Here is a 20,057-nt window from a genome sequence, read left to right on the forward strand (position 1 = left end):
TCGCTCCCACATTTGTGTTTGGGGTGCCACTGAACAGCTCTGAACGCCGCGTGTCGTAGGTACATCACGCCACCGGTTCAGGAGCTGTATGGACACCCACAAAGACGGCAAGACCCCTGACCTTTCGGCCCAGGAGCAGCACGAAGTCGACCGTAACCAGCCGCCGCGGGCGGCCGTGTTGCATGAAATCATCCGCACCCAGGGCAATCTGGAGCTGGAGCGCAGTATCGCCGCGCTCTGGTGGTCGGCGCTGGCGGCGGGACTGACCATGGGGCTGTCGCTGATGGCGATGGGCTTGCTCAGCTCCCGGTTGCCGGATCACGAGGGCTTCAAGGTGATCGCCAGTTTCGGTTACTGCGCCGGCTTTCTCGCGGTGATCTTGGCCCGCCAGCAACTGTTCACCGAAAACACCCTGACCGCCGTGCTGCCGATCATGAGCAAACCCACGCTGGGCAACTTCGGTCGGTTGTTGCGGCTGTGGGGGGTGGTGCTGGTGGGCAACCTGTGCGGCACCTTGCTGGTGGCCTACGTGATGCTGCACCTGCCGATTTTCGACCCGCGCACCGACCAGGCTTTCCTGGAAATCGGCCGCAAGGTCATGGAGAACGACACCGGCCAGATGTTCGCCAAGGGCATCATTTCCGGCTGGATGATCGCCACCATGGTCTGGATGATCCCGTCCATGGAAAGCGCCAAGATGTGGATCATCATTTTGATCACCTACCTCATGGCGCTGGGGGATTTCACCCACATCGTCGTCGGCTCGGCCGAAGTGTCCTACCTGGTGTTCGCCGGCCAGTTGTCCTGGGAGGACTTCTGGATGGTCTTCGCCGGGCCGACACTGGCCGGCAACATCGTCGGCGGTAGCTTCATCTTCGCTTTGATCAGCCATGCACAGATCCGCAGCGAAGTCGGCCTGCCCAACGATAAACGCCCAGATAAGCCTGCGCGGCGCAACGATTCGGAGTAGGCGGGAACCTGATCCCTGGCTCCCGGCGTGAGCGGCGGTTATTTGAATTGCATGTTGCGCAGTGTCTTGCGGGTTGTCGACTCCGGATCGAGCATCCCCGTGTAGCGGGACCTGTAGTTGGCGATGACCCGTTCGAGTGAATTGTTGAACGCGATCTTCTGCTCCAGTGAGTTTTTGGAGGCCTTTGGATCTTGCACGTCCTGCAGGTCCCGGATGACCCCATTTATCAGCTTGATGTTCGCATCGGGCTGGCCGCCGATAAAGCGTGCGGGATTCAGCACGTTTTGCACGACGTTATGGATGCGCGTGCCAATGTCGTGCAGGTGCATTTGCTCGACGGCGTGACGGGTCACCTCGGAAATGGCGCCGGTCGCGCCGCTGTCCCATTCGGCGGCAGCCTGCAGGAACTGCATGAAGTCCGGGTCATTGCCGTGGTTGAGGCGTTTTGCCAACCAATCCAGCTTGCCGGGCTGGTCCGCAAGCTGGTCGAGGGCCCAGATGGCGCTCTGCATTTGTGAAGTGGGTTCAAGCTTGGAGGATGTTTCGTTGGCCGCCTGGATCGCTTCCTTCAATTGCGTCAACGCCAGTAGTGCGTGGCGCCTGAAGGCGATTACCTCGGCGCAGGCTTCGTCGCCTTCCAGTTCTATGCTCAGCGGCTCGAAGTCCTTGTCGCTCAACGCCAGGAGGGCGTCCTCGACCGAGGCAAACGAAAAGGTCTGCTGCGTGGTGTTGCGCTCGTCCACGTGGGTTTGAACAGCCTTGCGCAGTTCTTCCTGAAGATGGTTCTTGGTCTCCTTGGACATGCTGAAGTTGATCGTTCCGCTCACCAGGCCAGAGTAATTGCCTTTATCGGTTATCAGCGGCACGACGACGGTCTTGTCGGCAAAGGGCTTCAGTTGTTCGGCATTCCATGCAGAGCTGGCTGTGTGGGGAGCCTTGAGCACCCGATCGATCAGGGCCGAGATGCCCGTGCCTCGCGGGCTTTCCTGGGCCGACTCTTGAGCCTCGAATACCAGAATCAACGGCTCGCCGTCCGGGATCGGGCTCATGGAGGTGGCCGGGTTGTAGATGGCAGGTACCGGTGTGTTGTTCAGGATGCCGCCATCGGCAAATGCCGTGGTGGTGCCCACCGCTTGGAACGGCTGTCCTTGCAGGGTCGGCTGGCTGAACACCACCGGCAGCGATGCGGAGATATGCGCGGCCACGGCAATGTCCATATCGGGGGTCAGGTCCGCGCTGAAGACCACCAATTGCGTGCCTTCCTCGAACATGGCGGTGCCGGTGATTTCCACGGATTTGATTTGCGGGACCTCTTTGCTCAGGACGGCCAGGTCGGCAAAAGTGACGTATTGGTTCCTTTCCACATTGGCAACGGCTTGTCGCGCGTCTTCGGAAAGAGGCTCCGGGTGTTCTTTGCAACGCTGCAACAGCGACGTGCAAGCTTCCTCCCTGATCAGTTTCTCCAGTGGCATCCCTTTGGAACCCAGGCGTGGCAGCAAATCACACAACAGTTGCGCCAGCGGGAGTTTTTCCAGTTTCTCGCCCAGCTTCGACAATCCGTTCTGGATTTTTTGAACAGTAGCGTTGGTGCTGTCGAGCAAGGAAATGAGAGGGATATCGTCAGAAATCCTATCGAAGCCGGCATGATTCATGCCGCTGGCGAGCAACGCTGCCGATATGGCCCCCGCAGAGGAGCCTGAAATCGTTCTGATATTGTCCATGATGCCGTTGGTTTCGAGCGTATCGACGAAGCCGGAATACGCCACCCCCTTGGCGCCACCGCCACTGAGCACCAATTCTGTGATGGGAGGCCGATTGATACTGACTTGAGCGCTACCGTCTTCATTTCGAACGAGGGTGATCGACCGGTCTGTCGCGCCGCATGCCAATTGTTGGGGGCGTTCAGGGATGGCTTGCTTTGCGGGCTGGCCTGCGTTTTCAAACGTGTGAAGGGAGGGGGTGTATTGCGAGATTGCTAGCATTCTGGTTCGTTCCGTGTGCCCGGGAGGGAGGGGGCCGAACTGTAAGCAAGATCTGAAGGCTAATTTCGTTGCGACTCAATTGGACAAACATCCGCCGGCTACAAGCAGTACCCGGCGGATGTCAATGCGAAACGCTCTGGAACAAGGCTTCTGGAGGGCTGGTAAAACAGCTCGCATGGCTGGGGGGCTAAGTCTTACTGAAGGCGTCGCCCATTCGCTCATGGGCAGGGCATATTTCTCAGGCCCTCAAACAGCGACTGCCGCCAAGCGTCGTTGTCGCTGAATAAAGAACAATGCGGTCAATACCGTGAGGCCGCCGACCGCTGCTCCGGTCCAGGGTAGATCCGCCAGGTCGGCACCGCTGGCCACCACCAACCCACCCATCCAGGCCCCGGCGGCGTTGCCCAGGTTGAATGCGCTCTGGTTGAGTGTGGAGCCGAGGTTCGGTGCTTCGTGGGCCTGGTCGATGATCAGCAATTGCAGGATCGGGCACAGGGCGAAGGCGAAGATGCCCCACAGCACCAGGGTGATTGCCGCCGGGATCACCGACCGGCTGGTCTGGCTGAACGCGGCCAATACCAGCACCACGGCCAGGGCCATGCCGACGAGCGAAGGCAGCAGGCGCCGGTCCGCCAGGCGTCCACCGAGGAAGCTGCCGGCCGTCAGGCCGACGCCGAACAACAGCAGCATGACGGTGATGCCGTGGGGGCTGACACCGGTGATGTCCTGCAGGATCGGCGCGATGTAGGTGAATACGCTGAACAGACTGGTAGAGGCCAGTACGCTCATGCCCAGGGCGAGCAACACGTTGGCCTTGCCCAGGACCTTGAACTCACTGGCCAGGTTGGCTTTGTCCATGGGAATTTCCTTGGGCAGCCAGACCCATTGGGCAATGGCCGCGATCACGCCGATGATCGAGACCGCCCAGAAAGTCGAGCGCCAGCCGGCGTATTGACCCAGGGCCGTGCCCAACGGGACGCCCAGCACGTTGGCCAGGGTCAGGCCGGTGAACATCATGGCAATCGCCTGGGCCCGCTTGTTCGGCGCCACCAGCCCGGCGGCCACCACCGAGCCGATGCCGAAGAACGCCCCGTGGCACAGCGCCGTGATCACCCGGGCAGCCATCAGCGTGGTGTAGTTCGGCGCCAGGGCGCAGAGCACATTGCCGAGAATGAACATCAGGGTCATGCCCAACAGCGTGGCCTTGCGCGGCATGTTGGCGGTGCCGATCGCCAGGATCGGCGCACCGAACACCACGCCCAGGGCGTAGCCGGTGATCAGCAGCCCGGCCTGGGGAATGCTCACGGCCAGGTCCCGGGCGACATCGGGCAACAGCCCCATGATGACGAATTCAGTCGTGCCGATGCCAAAAGCGGCAACGGCCAAAGCAAGCAAGGCGAGTGGCATGCGCAAGGTCTCTGTCTGTAGTCTTGACGCCCGGATCAGGCATACGCATGCCGGCGCCCGGTTCTAGTGAACTTGGCAGCAGCAGAATTATTGGAATTGGCTTATGCGCAACTGAGTGCGGCGTGATCGGCTTGAAGTATAAACGATCGCGAATCAATTCATGAGCCCGCTGATCGTAGGGGCGGGGAGAAGACAAGGAGCGTGCCGTGCTTGCGACGGCCTTGGTGTTGGTAGCGGCGCTGTTGCATGCGGCGTGGAATACGCTGATCAAATTCAGTGGCGAGCGTTTGCTGGTGGTGGCGTGCATGGACAGCGTCGCCTTGCTGTTCGTCGCGTTGGCCCTGGGTTTCGTGGCATTGCCGCCGTTGGAGATCTGGCCGTGGATCCTGGCCTCGGCGGCGTTCGAGCTGTTGTACCGCTATTTGCTGATCCAGGCTTATCGGGTCGGTGACCTGGGGTTGGTGTATCCACTGATGCGTGGCCTGTCGCCGCTGGTGGTGCTGGCCCTGACGTTTATTTTCGCCGGTGAAGCGCTGACGACCCAGCAGGTCATCGGTATCTTGCTGATCCCGTTCGGCATGCTTTGCCTGTTGTGGCAGGGCGGTGGCGGCGATCGGCTGCCGTGGTCGATGTTGCCGGTGGTGGCGTTGATCGGCCTGTGCATCGGTTGCTACACCTTTATCGACGGCCATGCCCTGCGGCGTTGGTCCCATCCGCTGGATTACCTGGTCTGGGTCACGCTGCTCAGCGCCTGGCCCTTCCCCGTGCTGGCGTTGGTGAGCAAACGGCCGGCGTTCATGCGGTTCTGGCACGAGCAGTGGCGGCTGGGGTTGGCGGTCGGATTCTGCGTATTGTTCAGCTACGCTCTGGTGCTGTGGGCCATGCAACTGGGCTCGATCGCCGAAGCGGCGGCGTTGCGGGAAATCAGCGTGATCCTGGTGGTGCTGTTCGGCATGCGCTACCTGAAAGAACCTTTTGGCTTGCCGCGGCTCTTAGCCTGCGGGCTGGTGCTGATTGGCATGCTGGTGATGAAAGCCTGACGCTCGACTCTCTATAAAACTCAAAAAGGAAGTGCGGTATGACGGTTGCCCTGTGGTGTGTGTTGATTGCTTTTCTCCTGCCTTACCTGTGTATCGGGATCGCCAAGGCCGGTGGGAAATACCGGTTGCAGGATAATCACGACCCCCGGGATTTTCTGGACTCGCTCGAAGGCGCTCCCCGGCGTGCCTACGCGGCGCAACTGAACAGCTTTGAAATCAGCCCGTTTTTCGCCGCCGCCGTGATCGTCGCGCACCTGGCCGGCAACGCCGAACTGGTCACCATCAACGTGCTGGCGGTGCTGTTCATCACCAGCCGCCTGCTCTACATCATTTGCTATCTGGCGGACTGGGCGATTCTGCGTTCGCTGGTGTGGTTCGTGGGGGTAGGGTTGGTGGCGAGTTTCTTCTTCGTTTCGATTTGAGCCTGGCGGCTGAATCGTCGGCGTCTGTACTGGCCTTATCGCGAGCAAGCTCGCTCCCACTTGGATCTAGCCGCACACAAGATATGTGTCCACTGGCGATCGACTGTGGGAGCGAGCTTGCTCGCGATGGGGCCTGTACCCTCAATCCATTTCTCAAGGGTTGGCGGTCACCGCATTCGCCACCTGAGGTACTTGCGGCAACACCATGCCCTTGGGCCAGAGCATCCAGATCTGCCCCTGCTGTTTCATGTCCCCGGCCAGTTGGCCTGCCGCTTCACCCGTGCCCCAGAACAGGTCCGCCCGCACTTCGCCGGTAATCGCACCACCAGTGTCCTGGGCGGCGACGGGGCGGTTCAAGGCGCTGCCGTCGGGGCGAGTGGTGGATAACCACAACAGGCTGCCCAGCGGAATCACCTTGCGGTCCACCGCCACGCTGTAGCCGGCGGTCAGAGGTACATTCAGCGAACCTCGTGGGCCTTCGTTGCTGTCGGGGTTGCGGTTGAAGAACACGTAGCTGGGGTTGCTGGCGAGCAATTCGGGAATGCGGTTCGGGTTGGCCTTGGCCCAGGCACTGATGGTGCCCATGGTCACGTCTTCTTTCTTGAGTTCGCCTTGTTCGACCAGCCAGCGTCCGATGGGGCGGTAGGGATGGCCGTTCTGGTCGGCATAGCCGATGCGCAGTTGGCGGCCATCGGCCAGTTGAATGCGTCCCGAACCCTGGATCTGCAGGAATTGGAGGTTCATGGGATCGGTCAGCCAGGCAATGACCGGCGCCTTCACGCCATTGGTCTCGATGGTGGCCGCGTCGTCGTACGGCTTGAGCACCCGGCCTTCGAGGCGGCCGCGCAGGCGTTTGCCCTTGAGCTCAGGGTAGATGCTGTCCAGCGACACGATGATCATGTCCTCCGGTACACCGTAGACCGGGATATTCGCCGTGGTGGTCTGGGTGAGGCTGCCGGGGTAGACCGGCTCGTAATAGCCGGTAATCAGGCCGTTGGGGCTGTTGTCCCCCGAGCGCAGGCCATAGACGTCCAGGTTCTGTTTCAGGAAGTTGCGTACATCCTGTGGGGTTTGCGGCACGTTGGCCGCTGCCGCACAGGTCGGACCCCAGGTCGCATCGGCCTTGAGCCGGGTGCACGCGCTGCGCCAGGAACCGAAACCGGCCAGCAGGTCTGCATCGGACACCGCCGGCAGCGCCTCCCAGGGGGCGCTGACATAGGTGGCGAGGGCGTGGGTCTGAGGCTCTTCGACCTTTTCGCCGCGGTTACAACCGGCCAACAGTGCGATCAGCGGTAGGGTCAATGCCAGGCCTTTGTGCCAGGGCTTGATGCGGCTGTTCATGAAGATTTCCTTTGCAGCCATTCGGGCGCTGTCAGGCGCTCGAACAACCCGTATTGTTGATAGGGGCATTGGTCTTTACCGATGACCCGAGGATACTAACCGCCGTTTCCTGCCCCGAGGCCAAGATGTTTGTAAAACGATTTTCCATGGCCGTGCTGGCCTGCCTGATGTTGTCCGCCTGTGGCGGCGTCGATCCCAATTCTCCCCTGGGCCAGCGCAAGACGATTTTCAAGCAGATGCTCAAGACCAATGAAGAGCTGGGCGGCATGTTGCGCGGCCGAGTCCCGTTCGATGGCGCACGTTTCGCCGAGGGCGCGGCGCAACTGGACCAATTGTCCCATGAGCCGTGGAAGCACTTCCCGCAAGTGCGCGAGCAAGACCACACCAGCGCCCGGGATGACGTCTGGCAAAAACAGGCACGCTTTCAGGAACTGGCCCGCAACCTTGAAGCGGCCACCGGTGAGTTGGTGACCGCCAGCAAAGTCCAGCCTTACAGGGCCAGTTACCTGGGGCCGGCGGTGCAGAAGGTCGAAGATGCGTGCAGTGCCTGTCATAAAGAGTTTCGGGATTATTGACATGCCTTGAAGGATCGCAGGCTTCGCCAGCGCCTACAGATCGGGTGTTCACTTATCCAACTCATCCACCGCTTCCTGCAACTCCTTACGGGAGGTTGCCAGCTTGTCCTTGCGTTTGTTGATCCGCTCGGCGTCGCCTTTCTTCATGGCCTTTTCCAGGTCGGCCTGACGCCGGCTGACCTCGTGCTTGGCATCGAGTACCTTGTTTTCACGCTCCTTGCGCAAGGACGCATCGGTGCAATGGGTGGTGACTTCACTCAATGCGGTTTCCAGGCCTGCCTGCTGGTCCTGGTTGCCACGGGACTTGGCCAGTTCGATCTGGTTGATGATGCCCTGGCGCTTGGCCGCGCAGCCGGTGAGTTCCGGGGTTTGTTCGTCCGCCAGCAAAGGGGCGGCCATGGCGCTGCATAAGACCAACAGGGCAACGGGGGACAGGAAATTCATAGCAACTCCGTAAAAAATCGCGAGCGGTCGGTACAGATGCGCTGTTGGAACGCATGTTCGCCCCTTGGGTTCAACCGCACGGGGGCCGGATTAAAAACCGTCGACCCCGGCGGAGCGTAATACGTCACTCAAGGCCAGCACCTGCGGGTCGCGAAAAAAGGCGCTCAATTGCGCGGCGCGTCCCGCTCCGATGCCGACTTCGGCTTGCCATTGTTCGGTGCTGCGCTCGGCCAGCGCCTGCCACGGCCCTTCCAGCCGGGCCTCACCGATGGGTGGCAGGCCCAAGGCCTTGAGCCATTGCCCGAAAGGGCGTTGCCGGGCGCTGTCGAGGCTGGCGAGCAGGCGCGCGCTAGTGCGTTCGCCGAAGCCGTCAATGTTAGCAAGCTCGGCGGCATCGAGGGTCAACCAATCCAACAATCCGTGAAGCCTGCCGGCAGCCAGGAGTTTTTCCCAGGTGCCGGGGCCGACATGGGCCAGGGCGAGCCCGTGCTTGCCGCTGAGCCAGTTCAGGCGGGCGAGGAATTGGCTTTCACAGCCGGGCGTCGCTTGCCAGCAACTCAAGAAGTGGTGATCGCTTGCCGTGGGGGCATTGACGTCCTGGCGCTCGAGGCTGCGCAGCACCACCTCGTCGAGGCGTGGAATGGTCAGCCCGGCCAGGCTGATGGCAACCCGATCGCCGGGACGGATGTCCATCTCCTCCCAGCGCTTGAGGGAACTGACGCTGACCCGGCGAATCCGCCGGTCGTCGAGCAGGGTCGGTTCGAGTTCCAACACAGGGGTGATGCGCCCGGTACGCCCGACCTTGAAGCGCACCTTGCGCACTTCGGCCAGGGCCTGGGCATACGGGTATTTCCAGGCCACGCTCCAGAACGGCGTCCTGGCCTGCCAGCGGTCGGCGGGTGGACGGCGGCTCTGGCGCAGGACGATCCCGTCACTGGCGAAGGCCTGCGGCGTGCGATACCAGTGGTCGCGCCACCGCTGGGCATCCCTCAGTGTCCGGACAGGTTGGTTGTAGTCGTGGGTGTCAGCGAAACCCAGCGCGTTCAGCGCGGCCATCCGCTCTGGCAGGGTGCCGGGCCCTTCAGGCCAGTCCCAGACAAACAGGCCGATGGAGGATGCCTCCTGCGCCGTCAAATTGTTGCGCGCCATCAAGCCCGCCACGGTTGCGCGGGCATTCAGGCTGCCGTGGCTGGCTTGGACATGGGCGTCCAGGCGCCAGTACAACTCGCCCTGGACGACCAGGTCCACGGGCTGGCGCAGTTGCTGCGCGATGGCGCCGATCTGGTGCGCACTCGCGGTCCAGTCATGCCCCAGGACGCCATCGCCGCGGCTGATCGCCTGATGCAGGCGACCCGTGCGGTAAACCAGGGAGACCGCCACGCCATCGACTTTCGGTTGCGCCCAGACGTCCTCTCGACCGAGCAGCCAGGCCTCCACGGCGTCGGCGTCCTTCAGTTTTTCCAGGCCGGTATGGACGATGGGGTGCCGCACCTTTCCGCCCGCTGAGCGCAGGGGATTGTCGGGCGCCGCGAGATCGAAGCAGCGGCGCCATTGGCCCAGCTGTGTGCGGGACTGATCATAAAGCTCATCGGCCACCAGCGACTGGCCGAGGCGGTGGTAACGGTCGTCCCAGGTGTCGATTTGTTGTTGCAGTGCGGCGATCTCCGCCCGGGCCCGTTCAGCGGGCCAGTCGGGACAGGGTGCGGCTAGCGCGGGGAGGGCAATGAATACGAGGCAGACGAGGGCATAGAGGAACGGTGGCATCGAAGCATCCTTGCTCGGTTGAGTATCTGAAGGCTAGTCAGCGTCCCGGTTGTTGCGAGGGGCGGAGCGTTACCGGATTTTGCGGCGCCTGGTGGCAAAGTCGCGGCGGTACAGTCCCGCAGGATTTCGTCACGCAACTGTCCCTTGAACCCCTCAATGACCGGTGCAGAATGAGCCTTCGATCCACCTCTGCCTGGAACGCCCGAATGGACCTGCCGACACTCGCTGTTTTCATTCCGGCCTGCTTTGCGCTGAACATGGCGCCGGGGCCGAACAACCTGCTCTCCATCAGCAACGCCTCGCGTTATGGCTTCGTCCGGGCGTGCAGCGGTGGCGTCGGTCGGTTGCTGGCGTTTGCGATCATGATCGCCCTGGCTGCGGTGGGGCTCACCGCCGTGTTGCACACATCGGAGCTGCTGTTCCTGGGGATCAAGCTCGTCGGTGCCGGTTACCTGTTCTATCTGGCCGTGCAGTTGTGGCGGGCCCGGCCCGAGGCCGACAGCGAAGCCGGGCTCGCATCGATGACCCGGGCCGGCCTGGCGCGCCAGGAGTTCCTGGTGGCGATTGGTAATCCGAAGGCAATTTTGTTGTTCACTGCGTTCCTGCCGCAATTCGTAGACCGTACAGGTACCGTCACCCAACAATTCGCCGTGCTGGGCGGCTTGTTCCTGGCGCTGGAGTGCATCGCCATCGGGTTGTATTGCTACATGGGCATTTACGCGCGGCGGCTGTTCGCCCGGCCCAGTGGCAAACGCCTGTTCAATCGGATGTGTGCGGGGCTGCTCGCCAGTGCGGCTTCGTTTTTGCTGGTGGCACGGCGCTCTTGAGCGCCATGACGAGGGGATTTTGTGGGAGCAAGGCTTGCCCGCGATACAGGCGCCTCGTTACCGCAGGGACCGCGTTGTCCTCATCGCGGGCAAGCCTTGCTCCCACAGATAAATTCTCCCGCCACAAGAACCAGGCATGACTTTGCACTCTGAGTAGTCAAGCACCTGACATGAAAAAGCCCCTGACGACCCAGTCGCCAGGGGCTTTTCCTTACACGCGGGTGTTACAGGCCGGCAGCGGCGCGCAGGGCGTCCGCGCGGTCGGTTTTTTCCCAGGTGAACGTGGTGAAGGTATCGCCATCGACGGTCCTGGTCTCTGGCGTACGGCCGAAGTGACCATAGGCGGCGGTTTCCTGGTACATCGGGTGCAGCAGGTCAAGCATGGTGGTGATGGCGTATGGACGCAGGTCGAACACTTCGCGGACCAGGTTGATGATCTTGTCATCGCCGATCTTGCCGGTGCCGAAGGTGTTCAGCGAGATCGACGTAGGCTGGGCGACGCCAATGGCGTAGGACACCTGGATCTCGCAGCGCTCGGCCAGTCCGGCGGCCACGATGTTCTTGGCGACATAACGACCGGCGTAGGCGGCCGAGCGGTCAACCTTCGATGGATCCTTGCCGGAGAACGCGCCACCGCCGTGACGGGCCATGCCACCATAGCTGTCGACGATGATCTTGCGACCGGTCAGGCCGCAGTCGCCCACCGGGCCGCCGATGATGAACTGGCCGGTCGGGTTGATGTGGAACTGGGTGTCCTTGGACAGCAACTCGGCAGGCAGCACGTGCTTGACGATCAGTTCCATCACACCTTCGCGCAGGTCTTTATAGGACACCTCGGGGTTGTGCTGGGTCGACAGGACGACGGCGTCGATACCGACCACCTTGCCGCCTTCGTAACGGCAGGTCACCTGGGACTTGGCGTCCGGGCGCAGCCACGGCAGCAGGCCGGATTTACGGGCCTCGGCCTGGCGTTTAACCAACTGGTGCGAGAAGGTGATCGGGGCCGGCATCAGCACGTCGGTCTCGTTGCTGGCGTAGCCGAACATCAGGCCCTGGTCGCCTGCGCCCTGGTCTTCAGGCTTGGCCCGGTCAACGCCCTGGTTGATGTCCGGGGACTGCTTGCCGATGATGTTCATCACGCCGCAGGTTGCGCCGTCGAAGCCGACGTCGGAGCTGTTGTAGCCGATGCCCAGGATGACGTCGCGAACGATCTGTTCCAGGTCGACCCAGGCCGACGTGGTGACTTCGCCAGCGATGATCGCCACGCCCGTTTTCACCAGAGTCTCGCACGCCACGCGGGCGAACTTGTCTTCAGCAATGATGGCGTCCAGCACCGCATCAGAAATCTGGTCGGCGATTTTGTCCGGATGCCCTTCAGACACGGACTCGGAGGTGAAAAGGGAGTATTCGCTCATCTCGATGTTTTCCTACAAGTTACCGTTGGTGAGTGTCGCCAGTGGGTCGCTGAAAGTGGCGAACCTGGATCTGGAAACCATTACGTAAGCCTACATAGAGGCTTTCCCCGGGCACGAGGCCCGCTGCGGTGGCCCAGCGGGCCAGGTCGTCCTGTTCAAAGCCGAGCCAGAGGTCGCCGCAGGCTTCCCTGGCCCAGCTCTGGTTGTGGCTGCATAACTCGGTCACCAGCAGGCTGCCGCCCGGTTGCAGCAGGCGGGCCATGTGCTTGAGTGCATCGGCCGGCGCGGCGAAATGATGCAGCACCATGTTCAATACCACGCAGTCGGCCTGCAGGCTCATGCCATCCAGTGCATCGGCCAGTTGCAGGCGCACGTTAGCCAGGGCCTCGCGCTCACACACCTGGCGCGCCAGTTCGAGCATGGCCGGGCTGTTGTCCAGTGCCGTCACCTGACTGAAGCGCCGCGCCAGCTCCGGCAGAAAGGCGCCATCGCCGGGGCCGACTTCGATCGCCGTGGCCGCAGGCTCGAAGCTCAATTTGTCGAGCAGCGCCACCACGCTTTCACGGTATTGCGGCAAGCCGGCGATCAGATCTTGCTGGGCGCGAAACTTCTCGGCGACCCGTGCGAAGAAGTCCTGGCTGGCGGCCGCCCGCTGCCCGTGAACCTGGGTGATGCGAGCCTGCACGTCGGTCGGCAGGCTCAGTGCGTCCACTTCGTCCAGCAGCGCCGCGTGCAGCTTGCCGCCCAGCAGGTCGGTGTGGGGCAGGGCGCGACGATAGAAAATGGCGTTGCCTTCCCGGCGGGTCGCCACCAGGTCGGCCTGGGCCAGGACCTTGAGGTGGTGACTCATGCCGGACTGGCCGATGCCGAAGATCTGCGCCAGTTCCAGCACGCCGAACGAGTCGTTGGCCAGGGCGCGCAATACATTGAGCCGCAACGGATCGCCGCCGGCCTTGCAAAGGGCCGCCAGCTCATCGCAGTCGTCGTGACGAATGGAGGGCGCGGGCAGGTTCATCGTGGGGCCGTCTGTTTCATGAGTGGGGCGGTCCGTTTCAGTGAGGCAGTCTAGTGAGGGGTTTGAATCATCGCAAGTTCAATATCAAAAAGTTTTGATATTGGTTGATAAATGGCACTTCCCACTCCGTGCTTGACTCTACAGGCCATCAGCGGAAAGGTTTCACCCGGCGAATGCGACTTTATCCACCGGAAAAACGCTCAAGGATGACTATCTGTCATTGCCCCGGAGCGGGTGGGTGAGGGAAAATGCTCGCCTTTTTCAGTTTCGTTTTATTCATTCTCGATTCAATACCCGCAGGAGAACAGCGATGCCCAGCCGTCGTGAGCGTGCCAATGCCATTCGTGCCCTCAGCATGGATGCCGTGCAGAAAGCCAACAGCGGCCATCCCGGTGCCCCCATGGGTATGGCGGATATCGCCGAGGTGCTTTGGCGCGACTACCTCAAGCACAGCCCGAGCAATCCTTCGTTCGCCGACCGTGATCGCTTCGTGCTGTCCAACGGCCATGGTTCGATGTTGATCTACTCGCTGCTGCACCTGACCGGCTATGACCTGTCGATCGATGACCTGAAGAACTTCCGCCAGTTGCACAGCCGCACCCCGGGCCACCCGGAATACGGCTACACCCCAGGCGTGGAAACCACCACCGGCCCGTTGGGCCAGGGCCTGGCCAACGCCGTGGGTTTTGCCCTGGCGGAAAAAGTCCTGGCAGCGCAGTTCAACCGCCCAGGTCATAACGTCGTCGACCACCACACCTACGTGTTCCTGGGCGATGGCTGCATGATGGAAGGCATTTCCCATGAAGTCGCCTCCCTGGCCGGCACCCTGGGCCTGGACAAGCTGATCGCGTTCTACGACGACAACGGCATCTCCATCGATGGCGAAGTCGAAGGCTGGTTCACCGACGACACCCCCAAGCGCTTCGAAGCCTACAACTGGCTGGTGATCCGCAACGTCGACGGCCACGATCCGGAAGAAATCAAGACCGCCATCGAGACCGCTCGCAAAAGCGCCCAGCCGACCCTGATCTGCTGCAAGACCACCATCGGTTTCGGCTCGCCGAACAAGCAAGGCAAGGAAGATTGCCACGGCGCACCGTTGGGGGCCGAGGAAATCGCCCTGACCCGCGCTGCGCTGAAATGGAACCATGGCCCGTTCGAAATCCCGGCCGACATCTACGCCGAATGGGATGCCAAGGAAAAGGGCCGTGCGCTCGAAGCCGAGTGGGACCAGCGTTTCGCTGCCTATTCCGCCGAATTCCCCGCGCTGGCAAACGAGCTGGTGCGTCGCCTCAGCGGCGAGTTGCCGGCCGACTTCGCCGAAAAAGCCTCGGCGTACATCGCTGAAGTCGCCGCCAAGGGCGAAACCATCGCCAGCCGCAAGGCCAGCCAGAACACCCTGAACGCCTTCGGCCCACTGCTGCCGGAACTGCTGGGCGGTTCGGCCGACCTGGCCGGTTCCAACCTGACCCTGTGGAAAGGCTGCAAAGGCGTCAGCGCCGAAGATGCCAGCGGCAACTACATGTACTACGGCGTTCGCGAGTTCGGCATGAGCGCAATCATGAACGGCGTTGCGCTGCACGGTGGCCTGGTACCTTACGGCGCCACTTTCCTGATGTTCATGGAATACGCCCGCAACGCCGTGCGCATGTCGGCGCTGATGAAAAAACGCATCCTGTATGTGTTCACCCACGACTCCATCGGCCTGGGCGAAGACGGCCCGACGCACCAGCCGATCGAGCAACTGGCAAGCCTGCGCTGCACGCCGAACCTGGACACCTGGCGTCCCTGCGACGCCGTGGAATCGGCGGTGGCCTGGAAATACGCCCTCGAGCGTAACGACGGCCCATCGGCGCTGATCTTCTCCCGTCAGAACCTGCAGCACCAGAACCGCGATGCCGACCAGATCGGCGACATCACGCGCGGCGGCTACGTGCTCAAGGACTGCATCGGCGAGCCTGAACTGATCCTGATCGCCACCGGCTCCGAAGTCGGCCTGGCCGTCCAGGCCTACGACAAGCTGACCGAGCAGGGCCGCAACGTACGCGTCGTGTCCATGCCGTGCACCAGCGTGTTCGATGCCCAGGATGCTGGCTACAAGCAGGCGGTGTTGCCGCTGCAAGTCAGCGCGCGGATCGCCATCGAGGCTGCCCATGCCGATTACTGGTACAAGTACGTGGGCCTGGAAGGCCGCGTGATCGGCATGACCACCTACGGCGAATCGGCACCTGCGCCGGCGCTGTTCGAGGAGTTCGGCTTCACCCTGGAAAACATCCTGGGTCAGGCTGAAGAGCTGCTGGAAGACTGATCCGAAAGTTGCGTCGTCCGGGCTGACGCTATCGCGAGCAAGCTCGCTCCCACAAGGATTTTCACCGGCCCTGTGGGAGCGAGCTTGCTCGCGATAGCGGTGGCCCAGGCAATACTGGACTGAAGGATTCACCACGGTAACCGAGAACCCCATGCCCCAACCGCGTCCCTACAAAGTTGCACTCAACGGCTACGGCCGGATAGGTCGTTGCGTCTTGCGTGCGTTGTTCGAGCGAGGGGCCAAGGCCGATTTCGAGATCGTGGCGATCAATGACCTGGCCGACATGGCCAGCATCGAATACCTGACACGCTTTGACTCCACCCACGGCCGGTTTCCCGGTGAAGTGCGGGTCGAGGGCGATTGTCTGCATATCAATGGCGACTGCGTGAAAGTGCTGCGCAGCGCCACCCCCGAAGGCATCGATTGGGCGTCCCTGGGTGTCGATCTGGTGCTCGAGTGTTCCGGTGCCTACCACACCCGCGAAGACGGCCAGCGTTTTCTCGCGGCCGGCGCGCCTCGGGTGCTGTTCTCCCAGCCGATGGCCAGCGAAGCGGATGTCGATGCCACCATCGTCTACGGTGTGAACCAGGATTGCCTGACCGGCGAAGAGCTGCTGGTGTCCAACGCGTCCTGCACCACCAACTGCGGCGTGCCGCTGTTGCGCCTGCTGGACCAGGCCATTGGTCTGGAATACGTGTCGATCACCACGATCCACTCGGCGATGAACGACCAGCCAGTGATCGACGCCTACCACCATGAGGACTTGCGCCGCACCCGTTCGGCGTTCCAATCGGTGATTCCGGTGTCCACTGGTCTGGCGCGCGGCATCGAACGGCTGCTGCCGGAACTTGCCGGGCGAATTCAGGCCAAAGCCGTGCGGGTGCCGACGGTCAACGTGTCCTGCCTCGACATCACGATGCAGACCGTGAGCGATACCGACGCCACCGAGGTCAACCGGATCCTGCGCGAAGCCGCCACCAGCGGCCCGCTCAAAGGCCTCTTGGCTTACACCGAGTTGCCTCACGCCAGTTGTGATTTTAACCATGACCCTCATTCGGCCATTGTCGATGCCAGCCAGACCCGTGTTTCCGGGCCGCGGCTTGTGAACATCCTGGCCTGGTTCGACAACGAATGGGGGTTTGCCAACCGAATGCTGGACGTTGCCGAGCATTACCTGCAAACCGCTTCGAAAAAACCTGCTCTCTAAACAGTTACCCAGGAATTGCGACCCATGACCGTGTTGAAGATGTCCGACCTCGATCTGCAAGGTAAGCGCGTACTGATCCGCGAAGACCTCAACGTCCCCGTCAAGGACGGTGTTGTCACCAGCGACGCGCGTATCCTGGCTTCGCTGCCGACCATCAAGCTGGCCCTGGAAAAAGGCGCGGCCGTGATGGTCTGCTCCCACCTGGGCCGCCCGACCGAAGGCGAGTTCTCGGCGGAAAACAGCCTCAAGCCGGTAGCCGATTACTTGAGCCGTGCCCTGGGCCGCGACGTGCCGTTGGTCGCGGACTACCTGGGCGGCGTCGATGTGAAGGCCGGTGATGTCGTGCTGTTCGAAAACGTGCGCTTCAACAAGGGCGAGAAAAAGAACGCCGACGAATTGGCCCAGCAATACGCCGCCCTGTGCGACGTATTCGTGATGGACGCCTTCGGCACCGCTCACCGCGCCGAGGGTTCGACCCATGGCGTGGCGAAATTCGCCAAAGTCGCCGCCGCAGGCCCGTTGCTGGCGGCCGAACTGGACGCACTGGGCAAGGCACTGGGCTCGCCGGCCCAGCCGATGGCCGCCATTGTGGCCGGCTCCAAGGTCTCCACCAAGCTGGACGTGCTCAACAGCCTGAGCCAGGTGTGCAACCAGTTGATCGTCGGTGGCGGCATCGCCAACACGTTCCTCGCCGCCGCCGGTCACCCGGTCGGCAAATCCCTGTACGAGCCGGACCTGCTGGACACCGCCCGGGAAATCGCCGCCAAGGTCAGCGTACCGTTGCCGGTGGACGTGGTCGTGGCCAAGGAATTCGCTGAAAGCGCGACGGCCACCGTCAAGCTGGTGGCCGACGTGGCCGACGACGACATGATCCTCGACATCGGCCCGCAAACCGCAGCCAACTTCGCCCAATTGCTGAAATCCTCCCAGACGATCCTGTGGAACGGCCCGGTCGGCGTGTTCGAGTTCGACCAGTTCGGCAACGGCACCAAGGTGTTGGCCCAGGCCATCGCCGAAAGCTCCGCGTTCTCTATCGCTGGTGGTGGCGACACCCTGGCGGCCATCGACAAATATGGCGTGGCCGCGCAGATCTCCTACATTTCCACCGGTGGCGGCGCATTCCTCGAGTTCGTCGAAGGCAAAGTGTTGCCGGCCGTGGAAGTCCTGGAAAGCCGGGCCAAGGCCTGAGGCTGCGTTGACCAGGCAAAGGAGTGTTCTGATGGTCAAGACGTTCACGTTGCTGCTGGCGACAACGATGCTGGTGGCTTGCTCGAGCAGCCCGCAGGCTCCGGCCCCGCAAACCGACACGCCGACGCCCGAAGAAGGCTGTTACCAGGCCGACTGGCAGGCCGAGACGAATCCGGTGCTGAACAAGCGTTCCGGACCGGATGGCCTGGACAAATACGAGACGCAAACCCCGGCCAAGGAACATGGTTGTCCTTGACGGGTCTGACTCTTAACTCATGGCAGGCGGCGTGTGCCGTCCGTCGAGGAACACGGATGAAAGGCTTGATCGCCGTTATGGCGTTGGCATTGCTGGCCGGTTGTTCGCAACTGGGTTTTTTGCAGTCGTCCGAGCCCGTTGCAGAGGGCTGGACGAGCTGGACCTGTGACAGCGAGGCCAAAGTGCTCTGGCGCTACACCGATGCCGCCCGCAAGGAAGTCGATGTACGCCTGGGCGGCGCCGATAAGGTTTATCGCCTCAAGCTTGAACCGGGTGCTGAAGGTTCGCTGTACAGCGATGACATGCTGGCCTTTCACGTCAAGGGTGAGGAAGGCCTGGTTTACTGGGTCGCCACCAATGACTTGATTGGGCGTGGTTGCAAGGCGCAGTAATACGATTGAACTGATCCACACAGATCCAAATGTGGGGGCAGATCCAGTGTGGGAGCGAGCTTGCTCGCGATAGCGGTGTACCAGGCAACAGTGATGTTGAATGTACCGCCCTCATCGCGAGCAAGCTCGCTCCCACAGGGATCGCGTCAGTATTTGGGTTTAGCGATACCGAACACGCAGCTCGGGCCAACCCCCGATCCGCAATGACTTGAATAGCCGCCGCCGCTCCGGCAGGCTGGCACGATTAACGACCCTCGACCGGGAGAGAGACACAATGGCACTTATCAGCATGCGTCAGATGCTGGACCACGCAGCCGAGTTCGGCTACGGCGTTCCAGCCTTTAACGTCAACAACCTTGAGCAGATGCGCGCCATCATGGAAGCCGCTGACAAGACTGACTCTCCGGTGATCGTCCAGGCTTCGGCCGGTGCCCGCAAATACGCCGGCGCGCCGTTCCTGCGTCACCTGATCCTGGCGGCGATCGAAGAATTCCCGCACATCCCGGTGTGCATGCACCAGGACCACGGCACCAGCCCGGACGTCTGCCAGCGCTCCATCCAACTGGGCTTCAGCTCGGTGATGATGGACGGTTCCCTGGGCGAAGACGGCAAGACCCCGACCGACTACGAATACAACGTCCGCGTTACCCAGCAGACCGTGGCCATGGCCCACGCCTGCGGCGTTTCCGTGGAAGGTGAGCTGGGTTGCCTGGGTTCGCTGGAAACCGGCATGGCCGGTGAAGAAGACGGCATCGGTGCCGAAGGCGTGCTGGACCACAGCCAGATGCTGACCGACCCGGAAGAAGCGGCGGACTTCGTCAAGAAAACCCAGGTCGACGCCCTGGCCATCGCCATCGGCACCAGCCACGGCGCTTACAAGTTCACCAAGCCACCTACCGGCGACGTGCTGGCTATCGACCGCATCAAGGAAATCCACAAGCGCATCCCCAACACCCACTTGGTGATGCACGGTTCGTCCTCGGTACCGCAAGAGTGGCTGGCGATCATCAACCAGTACGGCGGCGACATCAAGGAAACCTACGGCGTGCCGGTTGAGGAGATCGTCGAAGGCATCAAGTACGGCGTGCGCAAGGTCAACATCGACACTGACCTGCGCCTGGCCTCTACCGGTGCCATGCGTCGTTTGATGGCGACCAACCCGAGTGAGTTTGATCCGCGTAAGTTCTTTGGCGCTACTGTGACGGCCATGCGTGATGTGTGCATTGCGCGGTATGAGGCGTTTGGGACTGCCGGTAATGCTTCGAAGATCAAGCCGATCTCGCTGGAAGCGATGTATCAGCGGTATTTGAAGGGTGAGTTGAACGCCAAGGTTAACTAAGGCTTCCTTCAGTGGTGTGAGAAAACCCGCAGTGATGCGGGTTTTTTTATGGGTGGGGTTTGTGTGTATATCCGTTTCTTGGGTAACGGCGGCTTATGGTTCCGCCCTTACGGCGGGTCACTTTTGGCAAACGCCCCAAAAGTAACCAAAAGGTCTTTGCCCCAC

General features: G+C 61.9%; 18 protein-coding genes. 11 read left to right on the forward strand and 7 right to left on the reverse strand.

All coding sequences use genetic code 11. The features are described from left to right. Nucleotides 1–88 precede the first annotated feature (88 nt). Nucleotides 89–970, forward strand: a complete 882-nt coding sequence (locus tag J4E53_RS23015; RefSeq protein WP_060740236.1) for a formate/nitrite transporter family protein — start codon at nucleotides 89–91, stop codon at nucleotides 968–970. 38 nt (nucleotides 971–1,008) lie between these two features. Here the strand turns inward: J4E53_RS23015 and J4E53_RS23020 are convergent, their stop codons facing one another. Continuing rightward, complete coding sequence (locus tag J4E53_RS23020) at nucleotides 1,009–2,952, reverse strand: patatin-like phospholipase family protein (protein ID WP_103310287.1); 1,944 nt, start codon at nucleotides 2,950–2,952, stop codon at nucleotides 1,009–1,011. Between the two features lie 246 nt (nucleotides 2,953–3,198). Next, complete coding sequence (locus J4E53_RS23025) at nucleotides 3,199–4,359, reverse strand: MFS transporter (protein ID WP_060740237.1); 1,161 nt, start codon at nucleotides 4,357–4,359, stop codon at nucleotides 3,199–3,201. 206 nt (nucleotides 4,360–4,565) lie between these two features. On the opposite strand from J4E53_RS23025, the gene J4E53_RS23030 reads away from it, so the two are divergent. Together J4E53_RS23030 and J4E53_RS23035 are read left to right on the forward strand one after the other, a co-directional pair. Next, on the forward strand, nucleotides 4,566–5,399 hold the full coding sequence (locus tag J4E53_RS23030; protein ID WP_103310285.1) for an EamA family transporter: 834 nt from the start codon (nucleotides 4,566–4,568) through the stop codon (nucleotides 5,397–5,399). A 38-nt stretch (nucleotides 5,400–5,437) separates the two neighbouring features. Continuing rightward, nucleotides 5,438–5,821, forward strand: a complete 384-nt coding sequence (locus tag J4E53_RS23035) for an MAPEG family protein (protein WP_060740239.1) — start codon at nucleotides 5,438–5,440, stop codon at nucleotides 5,819–5,821. 153 nt (nucleotides 5,822–5,974) lie between these two features. Here J4E53_RS23035 and J4E53_RS23040 read toward each other — a convergent pair whose 3' ends face one another. Continuing rightward, a complete protein-coding gene (locus J4E53_RS23040) occupies nucleotides 5,975–7,162 on the reverse strand; it encodes a murein transglycosylase A (RefSeq protein WP_060740240.1) in 1,188 nt (395 codons plus the stop codon). 125 nt (nucleotides 7,163–7,287) lie between these two features. Here J4E53_RS23040 and J4E53_RS23045 point away from each other — a divergent pair, with 125 nt between their 5' ends. Beyond that, entirely contained in the window at nucleotides 7,288–7,737 is a 450-nt protein-coding gene (locus J4E53_RS23045; RefSeq protein ID WP_060740241.1) for a cytochrome c, read from the forward strand. A gap of 48 nt (nucleotides 7,738–7,785) precedes the next feature. On the opposite strand, the gene J4E53_RS23050 is transcribed toward J4E53_RS23045, so the two are convergent. Both J4E53_RS23050 and ligB read right to left on the reverse strand, forming a co-directional pair. Then, a complete protein-coding gene (locus J4E53_RS23050; RefSeq protein ID WP_060740242.1) occupies nucleotides 7,786–8,181 on the reverse strand; it encodes a DUF1090 domain-containing protein in 396 nt (131 codons plus the stop codon). Between the two features lie 90 nt (nucleotides 8,182–8,271). After that, complete coding sequence (gene ligB, locus J4E53_RS23055) at nucleotides 8,272–9,945, reverse strand: NAD-dependent DNA ligase LigB (RefSeq protein ID WP_103310284.1); 1,674 nt, start codon at nucleotides 9,943–9,945, stop codon at nucleotides 8,272–8,274. 206 nt (nucleotides 9,946–10,151) lie between these two features. Here ligB and J4E53_RS23060 point away from each other — a divergent pair, with 206 nt between their 5' ends. Continuing rightward, nucleotides 10,152–10,772, forward strand: coding sequence for a LysE family translocator (locus J4E53_RS23060; protein ID WP_060740244.1), 621 nt, complete (start codon nucleotides 10,152–10,154; stop codon nucleotides 10,770–10,772). A 224-nt stretch (nucleotides 10,773–10,996) separates the two neighbouring features. Here J4E53_RS23060 and metK read toward each other — a convergent pair whose 3' ends face one another. Further along, on the reverse strand, nucleotides 10,997–12,187 hold the full coding sequence (gene metK, locus J4E53_RS23065; protein WP_060740245.1) for a methionine adenosyltransferase: 1,191 nt from the start codon (nucleotides 12,185–12,187) through the stop codon (nucleotides 10,997–10,999). A 19-nt stretch (nucleotides 12,188–12,206) separates the two neighbouring features. After that, a complete protein-coding gene (locus J4E53_RS23070) occupies nucleotides 12,207–13,202 on the reverse strand; it encodes a metalloregulator ArsR/SmtB family transcription factor (RefSeq protein ID WP_092176560.1) in 996 nt (331 codons plus the stop codon). Between the two features lie 310 nt (nucleotides 13,203–13,512). Between J4E53_RS23070 and tkt the strand changes: the two genes are divergently transcribed. The 6 genes from tkt (at nucleotide 13,513) to fba (ending at nucleotide 19,892) form a co-directional block, all read left to right on the forward strand. Then, entirely contained in the window at nucleotides 13,513–15,510 is a 1,998-nt protein-coding gene (gene tkt / locus J4E53_RS23075; RefSeq protein WP_060740247.1) for a transketolase, read from the forward strand. 151 nt (nucleotides 15,511–15,661) lie between these two features. Beyond that, the gene (gene epd / locus J4E53_RS23080) at nucleotides 15,662–16,717 is read left to right on the forward strand and encodes an erythrose-4-phosphate dehydrogenase (RefSeq protein WP_060740248.1); all 1,056 of its coding nucleotides are present in this window, start codon (nucleotides 15,662–15,664) and stop codon (nucleotides 16,715–16,717) included. 24 nt (nucleotides 16,718–16,741) lie between these two features. Beyond that, nucleotides 16,742–17,905, forward strand: a complete 1,164-nt coding sequence (locus J4E53_RS23085) for a phosphoglycerate kinase (RefSeq protein WP_060740249.1) — start codon at nucleotides 16,742–16,744, stop codon at nucleotides 17,903–17,905. A gap of 31 nt (nucleotides 17,906–17,936) precedes the next feature. Next, on the forward strand, nucleotides 17,937–18,161 hold the full coding sequence (locus J4E53_RS23090; RefSeq protein WP_103310282.1) for a hypothetical protein: 225 nt from the start codon (nucleotides 17,937–17,939) through the stop codon (nucleotides 18,159–18,161). A gap of 56 nt (nucleotides 18,162–18,217) precedes the next feature. Further along, entirely contained in the window at nucleotides 18,218–18,553 is a 336-nt protein-coding gene (locus tag J4E53_RS23095) for an MliC family protein (RefSeq protein ID WP_103310280.1), read from the forward strand. Nucleotides 18,554–18,827: 274 nt separating this feature from the next. Beyond that, nucleotides 18,828–19,892 carry a class II fructose-bisphosphate aldolase gene (fba, locus tag J4E53_RS23100; RefSeq protein ID WP_003177554.1) on the forward strand — a complete coding sequence of 355 codons (1,065 nt, stop codon included), beginning with the start codon at nucleotides 18,828–18,830 and terminating at the stop codon, nucleotides 19,890–19,892. The last annotated feature ends 165 nt before the right edge of the window (nucleotides 19,893–20,057 follow it).

Source organism: Pseudomonas sp. FW305-28 (assembly GCF_017351395.1).
GTDB classification, from domain to species: Bacteria; Pseudomonadota; Gammaproteobacteria; order Pseudomonadales; family Pseudomonadaceae; genus Aquipseudomonas; species Aquipseudomonas fluorescens_AA.

Coding starts and splice junctions, on each gene's coding strand:
- J4E53_RS23060 (WP_060740244.1), top strand. CDS start 10,152: ATGGACCTGCCGACACTCGCTGTTTTCATTCCGGCCTGCTTTGCGCTG.
- J4E53_RS23040 (WP_060740240.1), bottom strand. CDS start 7,162: ATGAACAGCCGCATCAAGCCCTGGCACAAAGGCCTGGCATTGACCCTA.
- fba (WP_003177554.1), top strand. CDS start 18,828: ATGGCACTTATCAGCATGCGTCAGATGCTGGACCACGCAGCCGAGTTC.
- J4E53_RS23015 (WP_060740236.1), top strand. CDS start 89: ATGGACACCCACAAAGACGGCAAGACCCCTGACCTTTCGGCCCAGGAG.
- J4E53_RS23045 (WP_060740241.1), top strand. CDS start 7,288: ATGTTTGTAAAACGATTTTCCATGGCCGTGCTGGCCTGCCTGATGTTG.
- J4E53_RS23070 (WP_092176560.1), bottom strand. CDS start 13,202: ATGAACCTGCCCGCGCCCTCCATTCGTCACGACGACTGCGATGAGCTG.
- J4E53_RS23025 (WP_060740237.1), bottom strand. CDS start 4,359: ATGCCACTCGCCTTGCTTGCTTTGGCCGTTGCCGCTTTTGGCATCGGC.
- metK (WP_060740245.1), bottom strand. CDS start 12,187: ATGAGCGAATACTCCCTTTTCACCTCCGAGTCCGTGTCTGAAGGGCAT.
- J4E53_RS23095 (WP_103310280.1), top strand. CDS start 18,218: ATGAAAGGCTTGATCGCCGTTATGGCGTTGGCATTGCTGGCCGGTTGT.
- J4E53_RS23090 (WP_103310282.1), top strand. CDS start 17,937: ATGGTCAAGACGTTCACGTTGCTGCTGGCGACAACGATGCTGGTGGCT.
- J4E53_RS23020 (WP_103310287.1), bottom strand. CDS start 2,952: ATGCTAGCAATCTCGCAATACACCCCCTCCCTTCACACGTTTGAAAAC.
- tkt (WP_060740247.1), top strand. CDS start 13,513: ATGCCCAGCCGTCGTGAGCGTGCCAATGCCATTCGTGCCCTCAGCATG.
- ligB (WP_103310284.1), bottom strand. CDS start 9,945: ATGCCACCGTTCCTCTATGCCCTCGTCTGCCTCGTATTCATTGCCCTC.
- J4E53_RS23035 (WP_060740239.1), top strand. CDS start 5,438: ATGACGGTTGCCCTGTGGTGTGTGTTGATTGCTTTTCTCCTGCCTTAC.
- J4E53_RS23050 (WP_060740242.1), bottom strand. CDS start 8,181: ATGAATTTCCTGTCCCCCGTTGCCCTGTTGGTCTTATGCAGCGCCATG.
- J4E53_RS23085 (WP_060740249.1), top strand. CDS start 16,742: ATGACCGTGTTGAAGATGTCCGACCTCGATCTGCAAGGTAAGCGCGTA.
- epd (WP_060740248.1), top strand. CDS start 15,662: ATGCCCCAACCGCGTCCCTACAAAGTTGCACTCAACGGCTACGGCCGG.